The 16,557-nt window shown below is 43.9% G+C and carries 12 protein-coding genes and 1 pseudogene; 10 read left to right on the top strand and 3 right to left on the bottom strand.

Features of this window, described 5'->3' with window-relative positions:
• Window positions 1-151 precede the first annotated feature (151 nt).
• From prpB to prpF, 6 genes and pseudogenes are all read left to right on the top strand, one after another.
• Window positions 152-1,042 carry a methylisocitrate lyase gene (gene prpB / locus JMX89_RS07735; protein ID WP_201531733.1) on the top strand — a complete coding sequence of 297 codons (891 nt, stop codon included), beginning with the start codon at window positions 152-154 and terminating at the stop codon, window positions 1,040-1,042.
• Window positions 1,043-1,157: 115 nt separating this feature from the next.
• The gene (gene prpC, locus JMX89_RS07730) at window positions 1,158-2,285 is read left to right on the top strand and encodes a 2-methylcitrate synthase (RefSeq protein ID WP_201531734.1); all 1,128 of its coding nucleotides are present in this window, start codon (window positions 1,158-1,160) and stop codon (window positions 2,283-2,285) included.
• Between the two features lie 249 nt (window positions 2,286-2,534).
• On the top strand, window positions 2,535-5,168 hold the full coding sequence (gene acnD, locus JMX89_RS07725; protein WP_201531826.1) for a Fe/S-dependent 2-methylisocitrate dehydratase AcnD: 2,634 nt from the start codon (window positions 2,535-2,537) through the stop codon (window positions 5,166-5,168).
• Window positions 5,169-5,360: 192 nt separating this feature from the next.
• Window positions 5,361-5,609 (top strand): annotated as a pseudogene (locus JMX89_RS07720) (type II toxin-antitoxin system Phd/YefM family antitoxin); the annotation flags it as partial.
• 113 nt (window positions 5,610-5,722) lie between these two features.
• Window positions 5,723-5,983, top strand: coding sequence for a Txe/YoeB family addiction module toxin (locus JMX89_RS07715; protein WP_149491611.1), 261 nt, complete (start codon window positions 5,723-5,725; stop codon window positions 5,981-5,983).
• Between the two features lie 80 nt (window positions 5,984-6,063).
• On the top strand, window positions 6,064-7,305 hold the full coding sequence (gene prpF / locus JMX89_RS07710; RefSeq protein WP_201531737.1) for a 2-methylaconitate cis-trans isomerase PrpF: 1,242 nt from the start codon (window positions 6,064-6,066) through the stop codon (window positions 7,303-7,305).
• Here prpF and JMX89_RS07705 read toward each other — a convergent pair.
• Window positions 7,302-7,766, bottom strand: a complete 465-nt coding sequence (locus JMX89_RS07705) for a DMT family transporter (RefSeq protein WP_133104347.1) — start codon at window positions 7,764-7,766, stop codon at window positions 7,302-7,304. The two genes, prpF and JMX89_RS07705, sit on opposite strands and share 4 nt — an antisense overlap.
• Before the next feature lie 115 nt (window positions 7,767-7,881).
• On the opposite strand from JMX89_RS07705, the gene JMX89_RS07700 reads away from it, so the two are divergent.
• The 3 genes from JMX89_RS07700 (at window position 7,882) to JMX89_RS07690 (ending at window position 12,053) form a co-directional block, all read left to right on the top strand.
• A complete protein-coding gene (locus JMX89_RS07700) occupies window positions 7,882-9,735 on the top strand; it encodes an ABC transporter ATP-binding protein (RefSeq protein WP_227673047.1) in 1,854 nt (617 codons plus the stop codon).
• An 83-nt stretch (window positions 9,736-9,818) separates the two neighbouring features.
• Window positions 9,819-10,409 carry a GNAT family N-acetyltransferase gene (locus JMX89_RS07695; RefSeq protein WP_011513636.1) on the top strand — a complete coding sequence of 197 codons (591 nt, stop codon included), beginning with the start codon at window positions 9,819-9,821 and terminating at the stop codon, window positions 10,407-10,409.
• A 141-nt stretch (window positions 10,410-10,550) separates the two neighbouring features.
• A complete protein-coding gene (locus JMX89_RS07690) occupies window positions 10,551-12,053 on the top strand; it encodes a bifunctional 2-methylcitrate dehydratase/aconitate hydratase (protein ID WP_201531738.1) in 1,503 nt (500 codons plus the stop codon).
• Window positions 12,054-12,100: 47 nt separating this feature from the next.
• Here JMX89_RS07690 and JMX89_RS07685 read toward each other — a convergent pair whose 3' ends face one another.
• Both JMX89_RS07685 and JMX89_RS07680 read right to left on the bottom strand, forming a co-directional pair.
• On the bottom strand, window positions 12,101-12,892 hold the full coding sequence (locus JMX89_RS07685) for an SDR family oxidoreductase (protein WP_201551327.1): 792 nt from the start codon (window positions 12,890-12,892) through the stop codon (window positions 12,101-12,103).
• 260 nt (window positions 12,893-13,152) lie between these two features.
• The gene (locus JMX89_RS07680) at window positions 13,153-14,634 is read right to left on the bottom strand and encodes a nucleobase:cation symporter-2 family protein (protein ID WP_133104344.1); all 1,482 of its coding nucleotides are present in this window, start codon (window positions 14,632-14,634) and stop codon (window positions 13,153-13,155) included.
• A 483-nt stretch (window positions 14,635-15,117) separates the two neighbouring features.
• On the opposite strand from JMX89_RS07680, the gene JMX89_RS07675 reads away from it, so the two are divergent.
• Entirely contained in the window at window positions 15,118-16,524 is a 1,407-nt protein-coding gene (locus tag JMX89_RS07675) for a DUF2868 domain-containing protein (RefSeq protein ID WP_201551325.1), read from the top strand.
• Window positions 16,525-16,557: the final 33 nt, after the last annotated feature.

Here is a 16,557-nt window from a genome sequence, read left to right as displayed (position 1 = left end):
TTATTAATATATTTAATTTATGAATTTAATTTATATTAAGAGTTGAATGAAAATCCCGCTTTGTAGTCCTGAATAATTGGTTATAATCAAGCACAACGATTGAATCGCGAATGATAACGACAAGATCTTCCCTCCACGTAAGGACCACGACATGACCCTATCAGCTGGCGCTCGCTTTCGCAGTGCAATGAAACAAAAAAATGATAATAATCAACCGCTACAGATTGCTGGCGCGATTAACGCTTATACAGCAATGATGGCAACTCAAGTTGGTCATCAAGCCTTATATCTCTCTGGTGCTGGCGTGGCCAATGCCTCATTTGGCTTGCCAGACTTGGGTATGACTAGCCTTGATAACGTCTTAGAAGATGCGCGCCGTATTACCGATGCGGTTGATACGCCATTATTGGTTGATATTGACACCGGTTTTGGTGGTGCATTTAATATTGCTCAAACCATTCGTAAAATGGAAAAAGCCGGTGTGGCGGCGGTTCATATCGAAGACCAAGTGGCGCAAAAGCGTTGTGGTCATCGTCCAAATAAAGAAATCGTTAGTATCTCAGAAATGGTTGATCGCCTAAAAGCGGCACTTGATGCCAAGACGGACAAAGATTTTGTGGTGATGGCACGTACCGACGCCCTATCTGTCGAAGGTCTTGATGCAGCGGTTGAGCGCGCGGTTGCTTTTCAAGAAGCTGGTGCTGATATGATTTTTGCCGAAGCACTCACTGATATTGAGATGTACCGTAAGTTTACCGATGTGCTTGATATTCCAGTCCTAGCTAATATGACCGAATTTGGTCAGACCGATCTATATACCACCGAGCAGTTATACGCGGTGGGTGTCGATATGGTGCTTTATCCGTTGTCAGCCTTCCGTGCGATGAACAAAGCGGCATTAAACGTATATCAGCATCTATTGACTGATGGCACACAAGAAAAAGTTGTTGACACCATGCAAACCCGTATGGAGCTGTATGACTTCTTAAACTATCATGAGTTTGAACAAACGCTAGACAAGTTATTTGCAGATAATAAGTAGTTTTAGCGGTTAAAAGCGTTGGTTTTTCTAGCAATGAGGATGTCAACGCAGTATTTGATATTTGCAGTACCTTTATCTTTTATCCAACACAAGCTACCAACAAAAGGAATTTATCATGGCAGCACAAAAAGAACTTTCGGGCGCAGGTCTTCGTGGTCAAGTAGCAGGTAAGACGGCTCTATCTACCGTTGGTAAATCAGGCTCAGGTCTGACTTATCGTGGTTATGATGTCTCAGAATTGGCAGACAAGTGCATCTTTGAGGAAGTGGCTTATATGTTGCTATACGGCAACTTACCTACCCAAAGTGAGCTTGATGCTTATCAAACTAAATTGAAAGGTTTACGTGGCTTACCACAAGCATTAAAAGATGTGCTTGAGCGTATTCCTGCGGACGCCCATCCGATGGACGTATTACGTACCGGTTGCTCGATGCTTGGTAACCTTGAGATGGAAACTGACTTCTCACAAGAGAACGATAAAACCGACCGTATGCTGGCGGTTTTCCCATCAATCATCAATTACTGGTATCGCTTCAGCCACGACAACGTGCGTATCGAAACTGAAACTGATGACGATACCATTGGCGGTCATTTCTTACATCTGCTAAAAGGTGAAAAACCAAACGAGCTACATACTAAGGTAATGAACGTCTCACTGATTCTTTATGCAGAGCACGAGTTTAACGCCTCAACCTTTACCGCTCGCGTTTGTGCATCTACTTTATCTGACATTCATTCTTGTATCACTGGCGCGATTGGCTCATTACGCGGTCATTTGCATGGCGGCGCCAACGAAGCGGCGATGGATATGATTGAAGGCTTTACTTCTCCTGATCAAGCAGAGTCTGAGATGATGGCAATGCTAGCGCGTAAAGATAAGATTATGGGCTTTGGTCATGCTATCTATAGCGAATCAGATCCACGTAATGTCGTGATTAAAGGTTGGGCTGAAAAACTGGCAGCAGATGTTGGTGATGAAGTGCTATACCCAGTATCAGTACGCTGTGAAGAAGTCATGTGGCGCGAGAAGAAGTTGTTCTGTAATGCTGATTTTTTCCATGCGTCTGCCTATCACTTTATGGGTATTCCAACCAAACTGTTCACGCCAATCTTTGTTTGCTCGCGTCTAACAGGCTGGGCAGCACACGTGTTTGAGCAACGTGCCAATAACCGTATCATTCGCCCAAGTGCGGAATATACCGGTGAAGAGCTGCGCCCAGTACCAGAGATGAGTGCGCGTTAATCCATATATATTTACTATCTCGCATAAATACTTATGTGAGATAGGCGGTTTAACTGCTAAACATATACAACAATTTAGTAGTTAAACCTTTTCTTAATAACCTCACTGTCTTTTTAACCGTATTTTTTTAGCAAAGCACTCTTCTAACGTCTCATTTCACTGATGATTTTGCTAAAAGAATGACTATTTTTTGAATTTAAACCAGCCAACAGCTAAAGGTGACTTATGGACAACGCCCTTGTACAACCGATGAATGAACCCTTTAAAAAGCCATTACCTGACACAGATTTGTATTACTTTGATACCCGTGAAGCAATCGAAAACATCGAAGCGGGCGCGTATGACAAGCTACCGTTCTGCTCAAAAGTACTGTGTGAAAACTTGGTACGTCGTTGCCCGCCAGAAGATTTAACGGCGGCGCTCAAGCAACATATCGAAGGCAAGCAAGATTTAGATTTTCCTTGGTACCCTGCTCGCGTCGTCTGCCACGATATCCTAGGTCAGACCGCGTTTGTTGATTTGGCAGGTCTACGTGATGCCATCGCTGAACAAGGCGGTGACCCATCAAAAGTGAATCCGATTGTTCCAACGCAACTGATTGTCGACCATTCATTGGCTGTTGAGCATGCAGGCTTTGAAGAAAATGCATTTGAGAAAAACCGTGCTATCGAAGAGCGCCGTAACGATGATCGTTTTCACTTTATCAACTGGTGTCAGTATGCCTTTGATAATGTGAACGTCGTACCACCGGGTAACGGCATCATGCATCAAATCAACTTAGAAAAAATGTCACCGGTTGTACAAGTGGTGCAAAATAAAGCCGGTGAACAAGTGGCGTTTGCCGATACCTTGGTCGGTACCGATAGTCATACGCCGATGGTTGATGCCTTAGGCGTTATCTCAATCGGTGTTGGCGGGCTTGAAGCGGAAAGCGTCATGCTTGGTAACCCGTCTTATATGCGTCTCCCTGATTATGTAGGTGTTAAGCTAACTGGTAAATTACAAAGAGGCATTACTGGTACCGATTTGGTATTGGCTATGACCGAGTTCTTGCGTGATGCAGGCGTGGTATCTACATATATTGAATTCTTCGGTGAAGGGGCACGCCAATTAAGCGTCGGTGACCGTGCTTCTATCTCAAACATGACCCCAGAATATGGCGCAACCGCAGCGATGTTCTATATCGATGAGCAAACCATTGACTACCTACGCTTAACAGGTCGTAGTGAAGCACAAATTAAACTGGTTGAGCAATATGCCAAGCAGACCGGTCTATGGGCTGACGGCATGGAAAATGCGGAATATGCACGTGTGCTTGAGTTTGATCTATCATCAGTAGTCCGTAATATGGCAGGCCCTTCACGTCCGCATGCGCGCGTGTCAACCACAGATTTGGTTGCGAAAGGTATTGCTCACGGTGAGGGTGATAAATTACCAGAGCCAAAAGATGGTTTGATGCCAAATGGCGCGGTGATTATCGCCGCGATTACCAGCTGTACCAATACGTCTAATCCTCGCAACATGGTTGCTGCTGGTCTTGTCGCCCGTAATGCTAATAAGAAAGGCTTATTGCGTAAGCCTTGGGTGAAATCGTCATTAGCACCCGGCTCAAAAACCGTCAAAATGTATCTAGAAGAAGCGGGTCTGATGCCTGAGCTACAAGAAATCGGCTTTGACGTGGTTGGCTTTGCTTGTACCACTTGTAATGGTATGAGTGGCGCGCTTGATCCTGATATCGAAAAAGAAATCATCGATAACGATCTGTTCACCACTGCGGTATTATCGGGTAACCGTAACTTTGATGGTCGTATCCACCCGTATGCCAAGCAAGCGTTCTTAGCGTCACCGCCACTGGTCATCGCTTATGCTATCGCCGGTAATATCCGTTTTGATATTGAAAAAGATTCATTGGGCAAAGACATGGATGGCAATGATGTTTATCTAAAAGACATTTGGTTTGATGATGACGAAGTCGATGCTATTGTCGCTGCTGCCGTGAAGCCTGAGCAGTTCAATGCCGTGTATATCCCGATGTTTGATGAAGCCAAAAAAGATACGGGTAAAGCGCTCAGTCCACTATATAACTGGCGTGATCAGACCACTTATATTCGTCGTCCACCCTATTGGGAAGGCAAAATGGCAGCGATGAATAAGCTAAAAGGTATGCGTCCATTAGCGGTATTAGGTGACAATATTACCACTGACCATTTATCACCGTCTAATGCGATTTTGGGCGACTCAGCAGCTGGCGAGTACCTTGATACCATGGGTCTGCCAAGCGAAGACTATAACTCTTATGCCACCCATCGCGGCGACCATTTAACGGCTCAGCGTGCAACCTTTGCCAATCCAAAGCTATTGAATGAAATGGTACGTGATGAAAAAGGTGAAGTAATCCAAGGTTCGCTTGCTAGGGTTGAACCACAAGGTCAGGTCATGCGCATGTGGGAAGCAATCGAAACCTATATGAACCGTGAACAGCCGCTGATCATTATCGCAGGTGACGGCTATGGTCAAGGATCAAGCCGTGATTGGGCTGCCAAAGGCGTGCGTTTAGCAGGCGTTGAGGTGGTGGTCGCTGAAGATTTTGAGCGTATCCATCGTCAAAACTTAGTTGGTATGGGTGCACTACCTTTGCAGTTTGAAAAAGGTACGACTCGGAACACCCTAAATATAGATGGTACGGAAGTCTTTGATGTCACAGGCGAAGTTTCTGCTGGCGGCATGATGACGCTGGTGATTAACCGTGCTGATGGTAGCACGACTGAAACCCCTATCATTTGCCGTTTAGATACCGCTGATGAGGTTAAAATGTATAACGCAGGCGGGATGCTACAGCGCTTTGCCAAAGAGTTTATCGATGGCACGTTAGATATCGCGTAAGTGTCATGAGTGTGAAATAATCAAAGAGCCGATGTTGTATAACCTTATATGACATCGGCTTTTATTTGCTTTTGCATTCTACACACTGAGCCTTCTTACTTATACCTAAGTATTAGATAGTAGCTAAATATTGAGTTTACTTAATTAATGGCGTAATATGTACTATATATTGTACAAGTTATGGAGTATGTTGTGAGAGTCATTAGTTTTTCAGAAGCCAGAAAGCACTTAAAGTCCGTTCTAGATACGGTAAACGATGATGCCAACGCCACTATCGTGACCCGTCGTGACGCTGATGATGCGGTTGTAATGTCGCTTGATTATTACAATAGTCTGATGGAAACCGTCTATCTATTAAAATCTCCTGCCAATGCGGCGCACTTAGCGGAATCTATTACCCAATATAAAGCTGGCAAGACTGTTACGCGTGAGCTCATTGATACGGCAGAAGGCAGTGATAAAAGTAATGGTAGCAGCGATAACAATGAGCATACGGATAGCGACGTTGAGAATGCTTGAGCTCAAAGGCTTTAATAAACGTAAAAGGTCTGATAATGAGTGAGCAACTAGCATGGACAGATGCTGCGTGGAAGGACTATTTGTACTGGCAGACACAAGACAAAAAAACACTCAAACGTGTCAATAAGCTCATCACCGAATGTAAGCGTAATCCGTTTGAAGGCATTGGTAAGCCTGAGCCCCTAAAAGAGAATCTATCCGGATTTTGGTCAAGACGCATCGATGATGCCAATCGGTTGGTATATGCCGTCGATGATAATTACCTCACGATTATTTCTTGTCGCTATCATTATTAACAAGCGCTCTTAGTCGTTCGGGTTTACTTGCTGATGGCACCATACCCAATCTTATAACAATGTAAAAAGGACTTAATACAGTGACCCAAACCAATTCTAAATCAAAACCAAAATTCGCCCCACAAATCTCAGTTCCGGCTACCTACATGCGCGGTGGCACGTCAAAAGGCACGTTTTTTAAACTGTCTGATTTACCTGAGCGTTGCCAAGTTGCTGGTGAATCACGTGATAAGTTTTTGCTACGTGTCATCGGTAGCCCAGATCCTTATGGCAAGCAAATCGATGGCTTAGGTAATGGCAGCTCCAGCACGTCAAAAACGGTCATTTTATCGGCCTCTGACAAATCAGATCACGACGTGAACTATCTGTTTGGACAAGTCAATATCGCCAAGCCAATGATTGATTGGGCGGGAAACTGTGGCAACTTAACCGCTTCAGTTGGCGCTTGTGCGATTAATATGGGTCTGATCGATGCTGATAAGATCGCCAATAGTGCGAATACTGGCATCTGTGAAGTGCATATTTGGCAAGAGAATATCAGTAAAACCATTATCGCTCACGTGCCTGTGTATCAAGATGAGCAAGGCAAGGTACAAGTGCAAGAAACCGGTGACTTTGAATTAGACGGTGTGACCTTCCCAGCCGCTGAAGTCAAAATTGAGTTCATCGATCCAGTTGATTCATCTAGTGACATGTTCCCGACAAACAATCTAATCGATGACTTCGATGTATCTGGTTGTGGCTTAACTACCGACAGCGTCAAAGCCACTTTTATCAGCGCAGGCATCCCAACTATCTTTCTGAAAGCAGTAGATTTAGGCTTTACGGGTACTGAGTTGCAAGGCAATATCAACAGCGACGGTGAGCTACTTGCCAAGCTTGAGACTATCCGCGCCAAAGGCGGCGTTGCGATGGGCTTGTTTAAAGATGTGAGCGAGGCGCAGACCAGCCAACATATTCCTAAAGTCGCTTGGGTAGGCGCAGCACAGAGCTATACCGCCTCTAGTGGCAAATCGGTTGATGCTAGCGAGATTGATTTGGTGGTACGTGCTATGAGCATGGGGCAATTGCATCATGCCATGATGGGTACAGCAGCCGTCGCCATTGCAGCAGCGGCAACCACACAAGGTACACTGGTTAATGAGGCCGCTGGTGGTCAGAAGTTCGATGAAGTACGTTTTGGTCACCCATCAGGTACGTTGCTCGTCGGTGGAAAAACTGAACTGGTCGATGGGCGCTGGCAAGCCAAAAAAGTCTCGATGAGTCGCTCAGCACGTCGTATCATGGTTGGTGAAGTTTTTGTGCCAGCGGATGCTTTTTAACCGTTTACTTTACTCTCTCCATATATCATTAACATCCCGCCTATAGTGACTAAGGCTAAACCAGAAATTTTATAGATATCTATTGTTTTAACCTCTAAGCCAAATAAGCCAGTTTGGCTTAGAATCAAGGCAAAATACATTTGCCCTAGAAAAACCCAGAGCAATGTATTACCTGCGCCTATTTTTGGCGCAGCAATAAACATAAACAAGATATAAAAGCTGCCTAAAAATCCTGGTAACCACATCCACCATGTCGCATTTTCAATTATTGGCGGCTTGATACCACCACTCATCATATAGGACAGCACTAGAGAAGCCAATGCACCTCCTAAGTATAAATAAAAGGTAGATTGGATCTGCGAAGCTTGCGTACTTTCTCGAAAAGCGTTGACAATAGCCAGCTGGAGCGGAACAATGGCACCGCCTAACAGGCTAATCAAGATATAAGGAAGCATTTTCAAATGGCGTCCACCAAAAGAGAACAAAGAATGGCTCTATATAATACCAAACTTTATTTTAATAATTTTAATATAAATATGATTTAGTAAAACATTAAAATCCATGAGCTAAATTTTTATGCCAACCCGTCCCCAGTCACGCCATGTGCAGTTAGATAAAAAGCCGCCGGTCGAGAAAAAAGAACGGCGGGCGCTGTTGTGGGATATTCTAAAAAAACTGGCGGTATTTGCCGCGCCTTACAAAACCTTAATTATCGCTACGCTAATCTTAACGGTGCTTGGCTCCTTTACCGCGCAAGTTAATGCCTTTGTGTTGCGCTATGCCGTTGATACCTTGACCGAAATCGCTACCCTTGCCGAGCCATGGGAAGCAGGTCTGCGCATGCTGACCATTATCAGTGCGGTGCTCTTGACCAAAGAGATACTGTCGATATTTATCTCTTTTGGTCAGCGCTTTTTTGGCGAAAAGATTCGTATTAACTTGTCTCGCGACTTGTCCCAAAAAATCATTGAGCGCATCTTAACCTACCGCATGGCATTTTATACCAGTAGTGAAAACGACAGCGGAAAATTGCAAACTCGTATCGATTATGGTGTTAGTAGTCTTACAAGCTTGGTGCAAAACTTCTTTATCGATATGCTACCGCTGTTTGCTAGCGCGATCGTTTCACTGATTATCATGTTTTCGACCAATTTTTGGATAGGCTTGGTTGGTCTGATTATCATCCCGATTTACTTTTTTATTAGTCAAAAACAAGCGAGACGGTTGCAAGGTTTTCGCCGGCAGATGCGTGGCTTTAGAGAAGCCAAAAGTGGGATGGTTATCTCTTTGATTAATTCTATCAGTGTCGTAAAATCGTTTGTCCGCGAGTCTATCGAGGCGGAGAAGCATTTACAGATTCAAAAAGACATGACCGATAATCAGCTGCGTATTCGTAGCATTGGTTTTATTTATGATGCAGTAAAGACCTTTATTGAGCAAATCGGCGTGGTGGTGATTATTTTACTGACCGCCTACTTTGTATTAAAAGGTCAAATGACCATCGGGATGATTTTATTCCACGTCATGCTATTCCAAAACGTCGCCGCTCCTATCCGTCAATTACATCGTATTTATGACCAAATCAACAATGCGCTGACCTATGCCGAAGGATTTTTTGAGATTTTAGAAGATGAAAGCCAAGTTGAGAACATCACTGGCAGAAGCAGTAAAGACTTAAAAGGTCTCATTGAACTTAAAAACGTTGATTTTACTTATCCTAATGGCACCCAAGCGCTAAAAGATGTCAGCTTTACCATCAAACCCAATCGAATTACTGCGCTGGTGGGCCTCTCCGGTGCTGGCAAGAGTACGATTATTAGCCTATTGGTAAAGTTTTACGCGCCAGACATCGGCACAATATGTTTAGATGGGCATAATTTAGCCGACTGTGATACTCATGAGTTGCGTCAAAATATCGGGTTGGTACTACAAAGCAATCATATTTTTTCGGGTACGATTGGCGAAAATATCCGTTATGGTGATATGAGTGCTAGTGACGATGATATTGTGATTGCAGCAAAAAAAGCCTCTATTCATGAGCAAATCATGTCGTTATCCAAAGGCTATGAGAGTACCGCAAAATCTCTATCAGGTGGACAGCAGCAACGTATTGCGCTGGCAAGGATGTTCTTAAAGGATCCGCCTATTGTGTTTTTGGATGAGCCTACTGCTAGCTTAGACGCGATAGCCAGTCAGCAAGTAAAGAAAAGCCTGGACCTGATAAAAAAAGACCGAACCGTGATTATGGTCTCACACAATATTGCCCAAATCATTGATGCCGATGACTTGGTAGTGATAGAAGATGGGCGCGTGGTCGAGACCGGCACCCATGAGGATCTCTACCATAAAGGCGGCAAGTATTTTGAAATATTCAGTGCCATGTCAGATAGCCTGAACTTAGATAAAATCAGTCAAACCTTGAATAGTTAATGCGGTACGAAATCGTTATAATGCTCACTCTTTGCTGCATCCTATTTTTGATTATCCTTTAAATCGTTAGAAGCTGTGTGATTATGACTTGTGAAATTTCGATAAAAACCTTTGATGAATTAACCTCCGTTGATCTGTATCATATTTTAAAAGCGCGCTCGCAAGTGTTTGTGGTTGAGCAAAATTGCCCTTATCAAGACATGGATGAGGTCGATTTTGATTGCTTACATCTGGTCGCGCACCAAAACGAGCAGCTGATTGGCTATTGCCGTATCATCCCGCCTGTTTTTAATACCAAAAAATCTGCCGTAACCCCATCAGGTCCTATCCCATCGATTGGTAGAGTGTTGGTTTTAGCAGCACATCGCGGTGATGGTGTCGCCCGTCAAATGATGCTAGAGGCTATCAAATATTGTCGTAAAAAATACGGTAAAAAACCTATCATCATCTCAGCCCAGACTTATCTACTAAACTTTTACCAATCTCTTGGGTTTATCCCTGAAGGCGAGCATTATCTTGAAGACGGTATTGAGCATGTCATTATGGTGCTACCTATTATTAAAAAGGTAAAAGTAAAAAGAGAAAGCTCAGGTACGACAAGCAGTATTCTTAGCTTTTTGCTATTGATATTAGCAGTGTTGTTTATTATTGGTTTGCTGTATTTGATGGTCTAAAGATTTTTCCACTCAAGGCAGGTCTTACACTACTTCACTGTGGTTCGATTGTGAGTATGCTATTTTTGATAGCAGGTTTATTGATTCGCAATAGGATTGATAAGTCACTTATATATCTGACTCAAGGAAGAGGTAACGATTATGTCTACTGTGGAAAGCAATGTACGACCGGAGTATGATAGCGAGATTGAAAAAATCGCCGATTATGTACTCAATTACTCTATAGATAACGACTCACCCAATAGCTCTGATGCTTGGAATACCGCTCGCTACTGCCTGATGGATACGCTTGGCTGCGGACTACTGGCATTACGTTTCCCTGAATGTACCAAGCATTTAGGTCCTGATTGCGCCGATCAAATTACTCCTAATGGCGCGCGTGTCCCCGGCACCTCCTATCGCTTAGACCCTATTAAAGCTGCCTTTGACATTGGTTGTATCGTGCGCTGGCTTGATTATAATGATACATGGCTCGCTGCCGAATGGGGTCACCCCTCTGACAATTTAGGGGCGATTTTGGCAGTAGCAGATTATATCAGCCAGCAAAACGTCAGTCAGGGGCATGCACCTCTTATTATGAAAGAAGTGCTAGAAGCCATGATTATGGCGCACGAGATTCAAGGGGTGTTAGCATTAGACAATTCCTTTAATCGTGTGGGTCTTGATCATGTATTTTTAGTGAAGTTAGCATCGACCGCTGTTGTTGCCAAACTTTATAAACTGCCACATGAGCGTATCATGGCTGCCATCTCTCAAGCTATCGTCGATGGTCAAGCGCTACGTACCTATCGTCATGCACCTAATGCTGGTAGTCGCAAATCATGGGCGGCGGGGGATGCGACCAGTCGCGCCGTACGTTTGGTCGATATCACGCGCCGCGGCGAGATGGGCATTCCCTCTGCATTGACAGCGCCGCAATGGGGCTTTTATGATGTGCTCTTTAGTCATACTAATAAGGATTTGGCGCTTAAGCCTGAAAACGAGCGGTGCTTTACCTTCCAGCGCGAGTTTGGCAGCTATGTGATGGAGAATGTCTTATTTAAGATAAGCTTCCCTGCCGAGTTCCATGCGCAAACTGCTTGTGAGGCGGCCGTTATCTTGCATCCACGTATCGATGACCGCATGGAAGAGATTGAAAAAATCATCTTAACGACTCATGAGTCTGCTATTCGGATCATCTCAAAGGAAGGGACGCTGGCCAATCCTGCTGATCGCGATCATTGTTTGCAATATATGGTTGCAGTGGCTTTACTCACCGGTGATTTGATGGCTGAAAACTATGAAGATGATTATCATGCCGAGCATCATATTTTGATTGATGGTCTGCGTCATAAGATGGTCGTTGAAGAAGATGCTGGTTATTCAAAAGACTATCATGATCCAAGCAAGCGCTCGATTGCCAATGCCATTCAGGTGTTTTTTAAAGATGGCAGTAGTACCGATAAGGTAGCGATTGAATACCCTATCGGTCATAAACGCCGCCGTACTGAAGGTTTGCCGATATTGGAGGCAAAGTTCCGTGCCAGTCTTGCGACACGGTTTATCGACAGTCGCTGTACAGAGATTTTTGCATTGTGTAGCGACCAACAGCGTTTAGAGCAGACACCAGTAAACGAATTTATGGATTTATTTGTCGCCTATTGATCGCCTTAACTCGTCAATTTCTAATGAAATAAGGCTCATTCTAAAACCTACCACGGTATAGATTCCCCTGCCCAATCCACAAAACTCCCTGATTGGGCAGCACCCATCTTACTGAGTACCTCAAGCAAGCATTCAGCACTATAGGCTGGCGAAAATAGCTGCCCGTCAGCTACGTTGCCTTGAAACGGAGCTGATAGCTGGGTGTTGACAGTGCCTGGCTGCATTACTACCACGCAGACGTCTTTAAGAGAGCGACTCCATTCAATACTCAGGTTTTTCATACCCATATTAAGCGCCGCCTTACTCATGCGGTAGCTGTACCACCCGCCGAGTTGATTGTCACTGATACTACCTACCCTTGCCGATATCGTCGCAAAAATCGCCGGTTTGTCTGCGCTTCGTTCAGCTTTCGCCAATAGCGGTTTGATGTGCTTGGCAATGAGCAAGCTTGCCAAAGCATTAACCTGCATATTCTGTAAAAAAAACTCACTTTCAATCTGTTGTAGTGATTTTTCTGGCTGACGCGTCTTGGTATGCAGCAATCCAGCACAGTTAATCACCCAATCTATATGTGTGGTTTGCTGCTTAATCGCATCAGCTGCTTGTTTGATACTTTGCTCGTCACAGATATCCATCGCTATCCAATACAGATTTTCTGCTTCAAAATCAGGCACGCTTTTATGGTATGTGGCAAAGACACGGATGTCAGTATTGGTGTGCATATCATTATTCGTAAGGGTGCTAGCGTGTTCATTGGCTGCAGTTTGTACCAATTGTTCAACCATGGCTTTACCGATACCGCCTGTACCACCGATGATAAAATAATTTTTAGTATTCATAAGGCGTTCATCCTTGTGAGTATTTATAGGGGTTATAACGCAATATTAAAACTACTTCTACTATATTGATTCAATGTAAACCTATTTACCATAGGGGGAGTGTGTCACTTATATTGAACGCTGATCATGTGATAAATTTTCGCAGCCTTATTATTTTGATGAAATAGAATATACACAAGAACAAAAAAGCTGCCATAACAGGCAGCTTTTTATACGTTTGCTTTAATTGTCTGGCTTTTTTTAGCCTTTGATTTTAGCTTCTAGTGATGCGCTGGTTCTTTTGATATAGGTATCTCTTTACCATCGCAATCAAACAATTTGCCTTCAGTAAAATAATCACCTTCATATAGATCAATCATCACTACAGGACGTACCGAGCGGTCTTCTGTACCAGCAACAAATACGGACTGTTGGTCTGAATTGCCTATTTTTAAGTGGTTAAACAACAAGTTTAGGGCAATGGCCATGATGGCAGCAGAACTGATACCTGAATGGAAAATCGTTGCAAACCAGTCTGGAAATTGATCATAAAACGCTGGCGCTGCAATCGGTAGCATACCAAAACCGATGGAGGTCGCAACGATGATTAGATTCATATTATTGGTGTAGCTGACCTGCGCAAGCGTACGAATACCACTGGCTGCAACCGTACCAAACAATACGATACCGGCGCCGCCAAGTACGGCAGTAGGAACAGTAGCGATAACACGACCCATAATCGGCATCAAGCCCAAAATAACCAAAATAATACCGGCATAAGCGACTACAAAACGGCTTTTAACACCCGTTACGGCAACTAAGCCTACGTTTTGTGCAAAAGCACTTTGAGTAAATGAGCCAAATATAGGGGCAATCATACTGGCTGCCATATCAGCTCGTAGTCCATTACCCAAACGTTTTGAATCGATATCTGTCTCAATGATATCGCCAACCGCCAAAATATCTGCTGACGTTTCAACCAAAATAACCAATACCACGATAAACATAGAGATAATTGCCGCAATCTCAAAGGTCGGCATACCAAAATGGAACGGTGATGGGAAAGCAAAAATAGAGCCTGTCGTAATACCAGAGAAATCAACCAAGCCTAATGCCCAAGCAGCAAAAGTACCAATGACCATCGCTAATAGAATCGATAGGCGACTGATCGCAGCATTACCAAGCTTGCTTAGTAATAACACCATCGCTAGCGTGAAGCCAGCAAGACCAATATTGGTCATACTACCAAAGGTAGGTAAGTTGCTGTTGCCGCCCATTGCCCAGCGGGCAGCGACTGGCATCAAGGTCAAACCAATAGTAGTAATGACGGTGCCAGTCACTAATGGCGGGAAGAATTTGATAATTTGGGAGAAAATAGGCGTGATCAAAAAGCCCAAAGCAGAGGCGGCAATGACAGCACCAAACACAGAAGGTAGTCCACCCCCCGTTGTCACAATCGCAACCACGGTTGCCACACTCGCAAACGATACACCTTGTACGAGTGGCAGCTGACAGCCAAAGAATGGCACACCAATCGTTTGCAATAAAGTCGCAAGACCACCGATAAATAATGAGGCGGCAATTAACAAGCCAATTTCAGCGGGTAATAATCCAGCTGCCTGTCCCACAATTAATGGAACCGCAATAATACCACCGTACATGGTCAGTACGTGTTGAAAGCCATAAGCAATATTGGCGCCAACACCCAAGTTTTCATCTTCTGGGCGAGCAACTGCCGATTGAGAAGTAGATTTAATATCCATATTAAATAGCCGTCCTTCGTGTTCTGTTGTTGATATGTTCTAGGCTTGTTCTTCGACAACTCCTAGAATGGGACTCAAGATTGTTATAAAACCAAATACTCTACCTATCATTGCTAAAAAGGCGTATCGCCCTTTTATTCATCAATCTTTATTATTGGTCAGCTATAGCGCCACTTTTGTTTATAGCGGCAGATAGCGCTGTGTATAATCTGAATTTGACATTAGAATAGGGATGAATATTTGATAAAACATTTAAATCAGGATTCTAATGTGTTTTTAGCATACCGCTTATTTATAATAACTGCCAGTTATTATTGACCATATGGTCAGGTTTTTTTGTTAGCAATATAAATATCGTTAAAATTGACATCTATAACCTTCAGAAATAAAGTAACAATTGCATCAACACATACGCTTTTATGATTATAATTTTCAACACATTTTGATATTTCATTTCACCATTGATTATACGGACATCAGACCATGCTATCGCCCCAAGACCAATTGACTGAGCTGGTACGTACTCTTGAGACGCAGCAGCATGTCTTTGCCACTGACCCGCTACTCATTACTGAAAAGCTGCAAAATGAAGAAGGCTCGCCACTGCAAAAACTGCATCGACGAGCGTCACGAATAGACAGCAATGCCGCGCTGGCAGGCGTGCTTGGTAAGATTGATGGTCGCATCAAAGGCATCATGGTTGTTATGAGCGTGATTTGCTGTCTCTCGGGATTTTTGGGCTTATTTACCTTATTGCAGACCAATGTGGTGAACTTCTTTTACGTCTTGGTATGCTTATTGGGTTTTCATAGTCTTATGCTTCTGGGCTGGCTAGCTATGACGCTTATCAATCAAGGCAAGCAGTCTTCAAACTGGTTTGCCAGCTTTGTCAGTCCCAGTTATTTGATACGTGGTAAAGATGATGTAACTCAGGCAGCGGTGAATTTATATGAGCGGCAGCTGCAACACAGCGGTATGCGTTGGTATTTGGGCAGATTTAGTCATCAGTTATGGCTTGCCACACTGACTGGTATGCTGCTTGCGATTATTTTTCTGTTGATTGTGCGTCAATACAGCTTTAGCTGGGAGTCAACGCTGCTGTCAGATCAGGCGCTAATTACTTTGACGCAAGTACTTGGATGGTTACCAAGTATGGTTGGATTCGATGTTCCGGACAGTACGGCTATCGTACAGAGCCGATTAGTGACTGATGCTATGCCTTTGTCTGTCGCACGGCAATGGGCAGGCTTGTTGGTTGGTAGTTTGCTGATGTATGGGATTGTCCCACGCGCAATTGCATGGGTATTTTGTGCCTTGATGTTCCGTCGTAAAAAGATGCGTTTGGATATCAAGCTGCCCTATTATCAAAAGATTTTGAATTTTTGGCAGCGTCATGTGGTGGATGCTGATGACTTTAAAGAAGCCCCCGCGCCTATCGCCCCAAAAGCCCAAGTCAGTGCGGGCAAAAAACTGGTTGCGCTATTAGAGTATCCAGCGGAGCAAAACCAATGGTGGCAGTCGGGTTTCGTTACAGGCATTACTGATACGACTGATATTGAGAATTTTGGTATTCTTGATGACCGTGAAGATATGGCACGGCTAAAGGCTTACCTAGATGCAAATCCGGTACAGGTATTGCTTGGTATTCATTTTAAAGCGCTGCCTGACCGTGGTACATTGCGTAAACTTGATCAGATCGCCAATCACGCCAAACATGGACTGATTGTACAACTGTTAGAGGACAATAGCCTGAGTCTGACAGAGCACCATAATACGGGCAATGATGTTTCAAATGCTGGTTCAGACTCGAATTTAGAAAAACAATATGTTCGTTACCAGCAATGGCAAACCGCCCTATCTGCTCGAAAAATTGGTTTGATTAATAACTGAAAACCTTTTTTTAGTCGATGGATTATTGAACTC

The sequence above is a fragment of the Psychrobacter sp. DD43 genome, from assembly GCF_904846555.1.
In the GTDB taxonomy this organism is placed as follows: Bacteria; Pseudomonadota; Gammaproteobacteria; order Pseudomonadales; family Moraxellaceae; genus Psychrobacter; species Psychrobacter cryohalolentis.
Note: the sequence above shows the minus strand (reverse complement) of the source record. Positions and strands in the feature narration are given on the sequence as shown.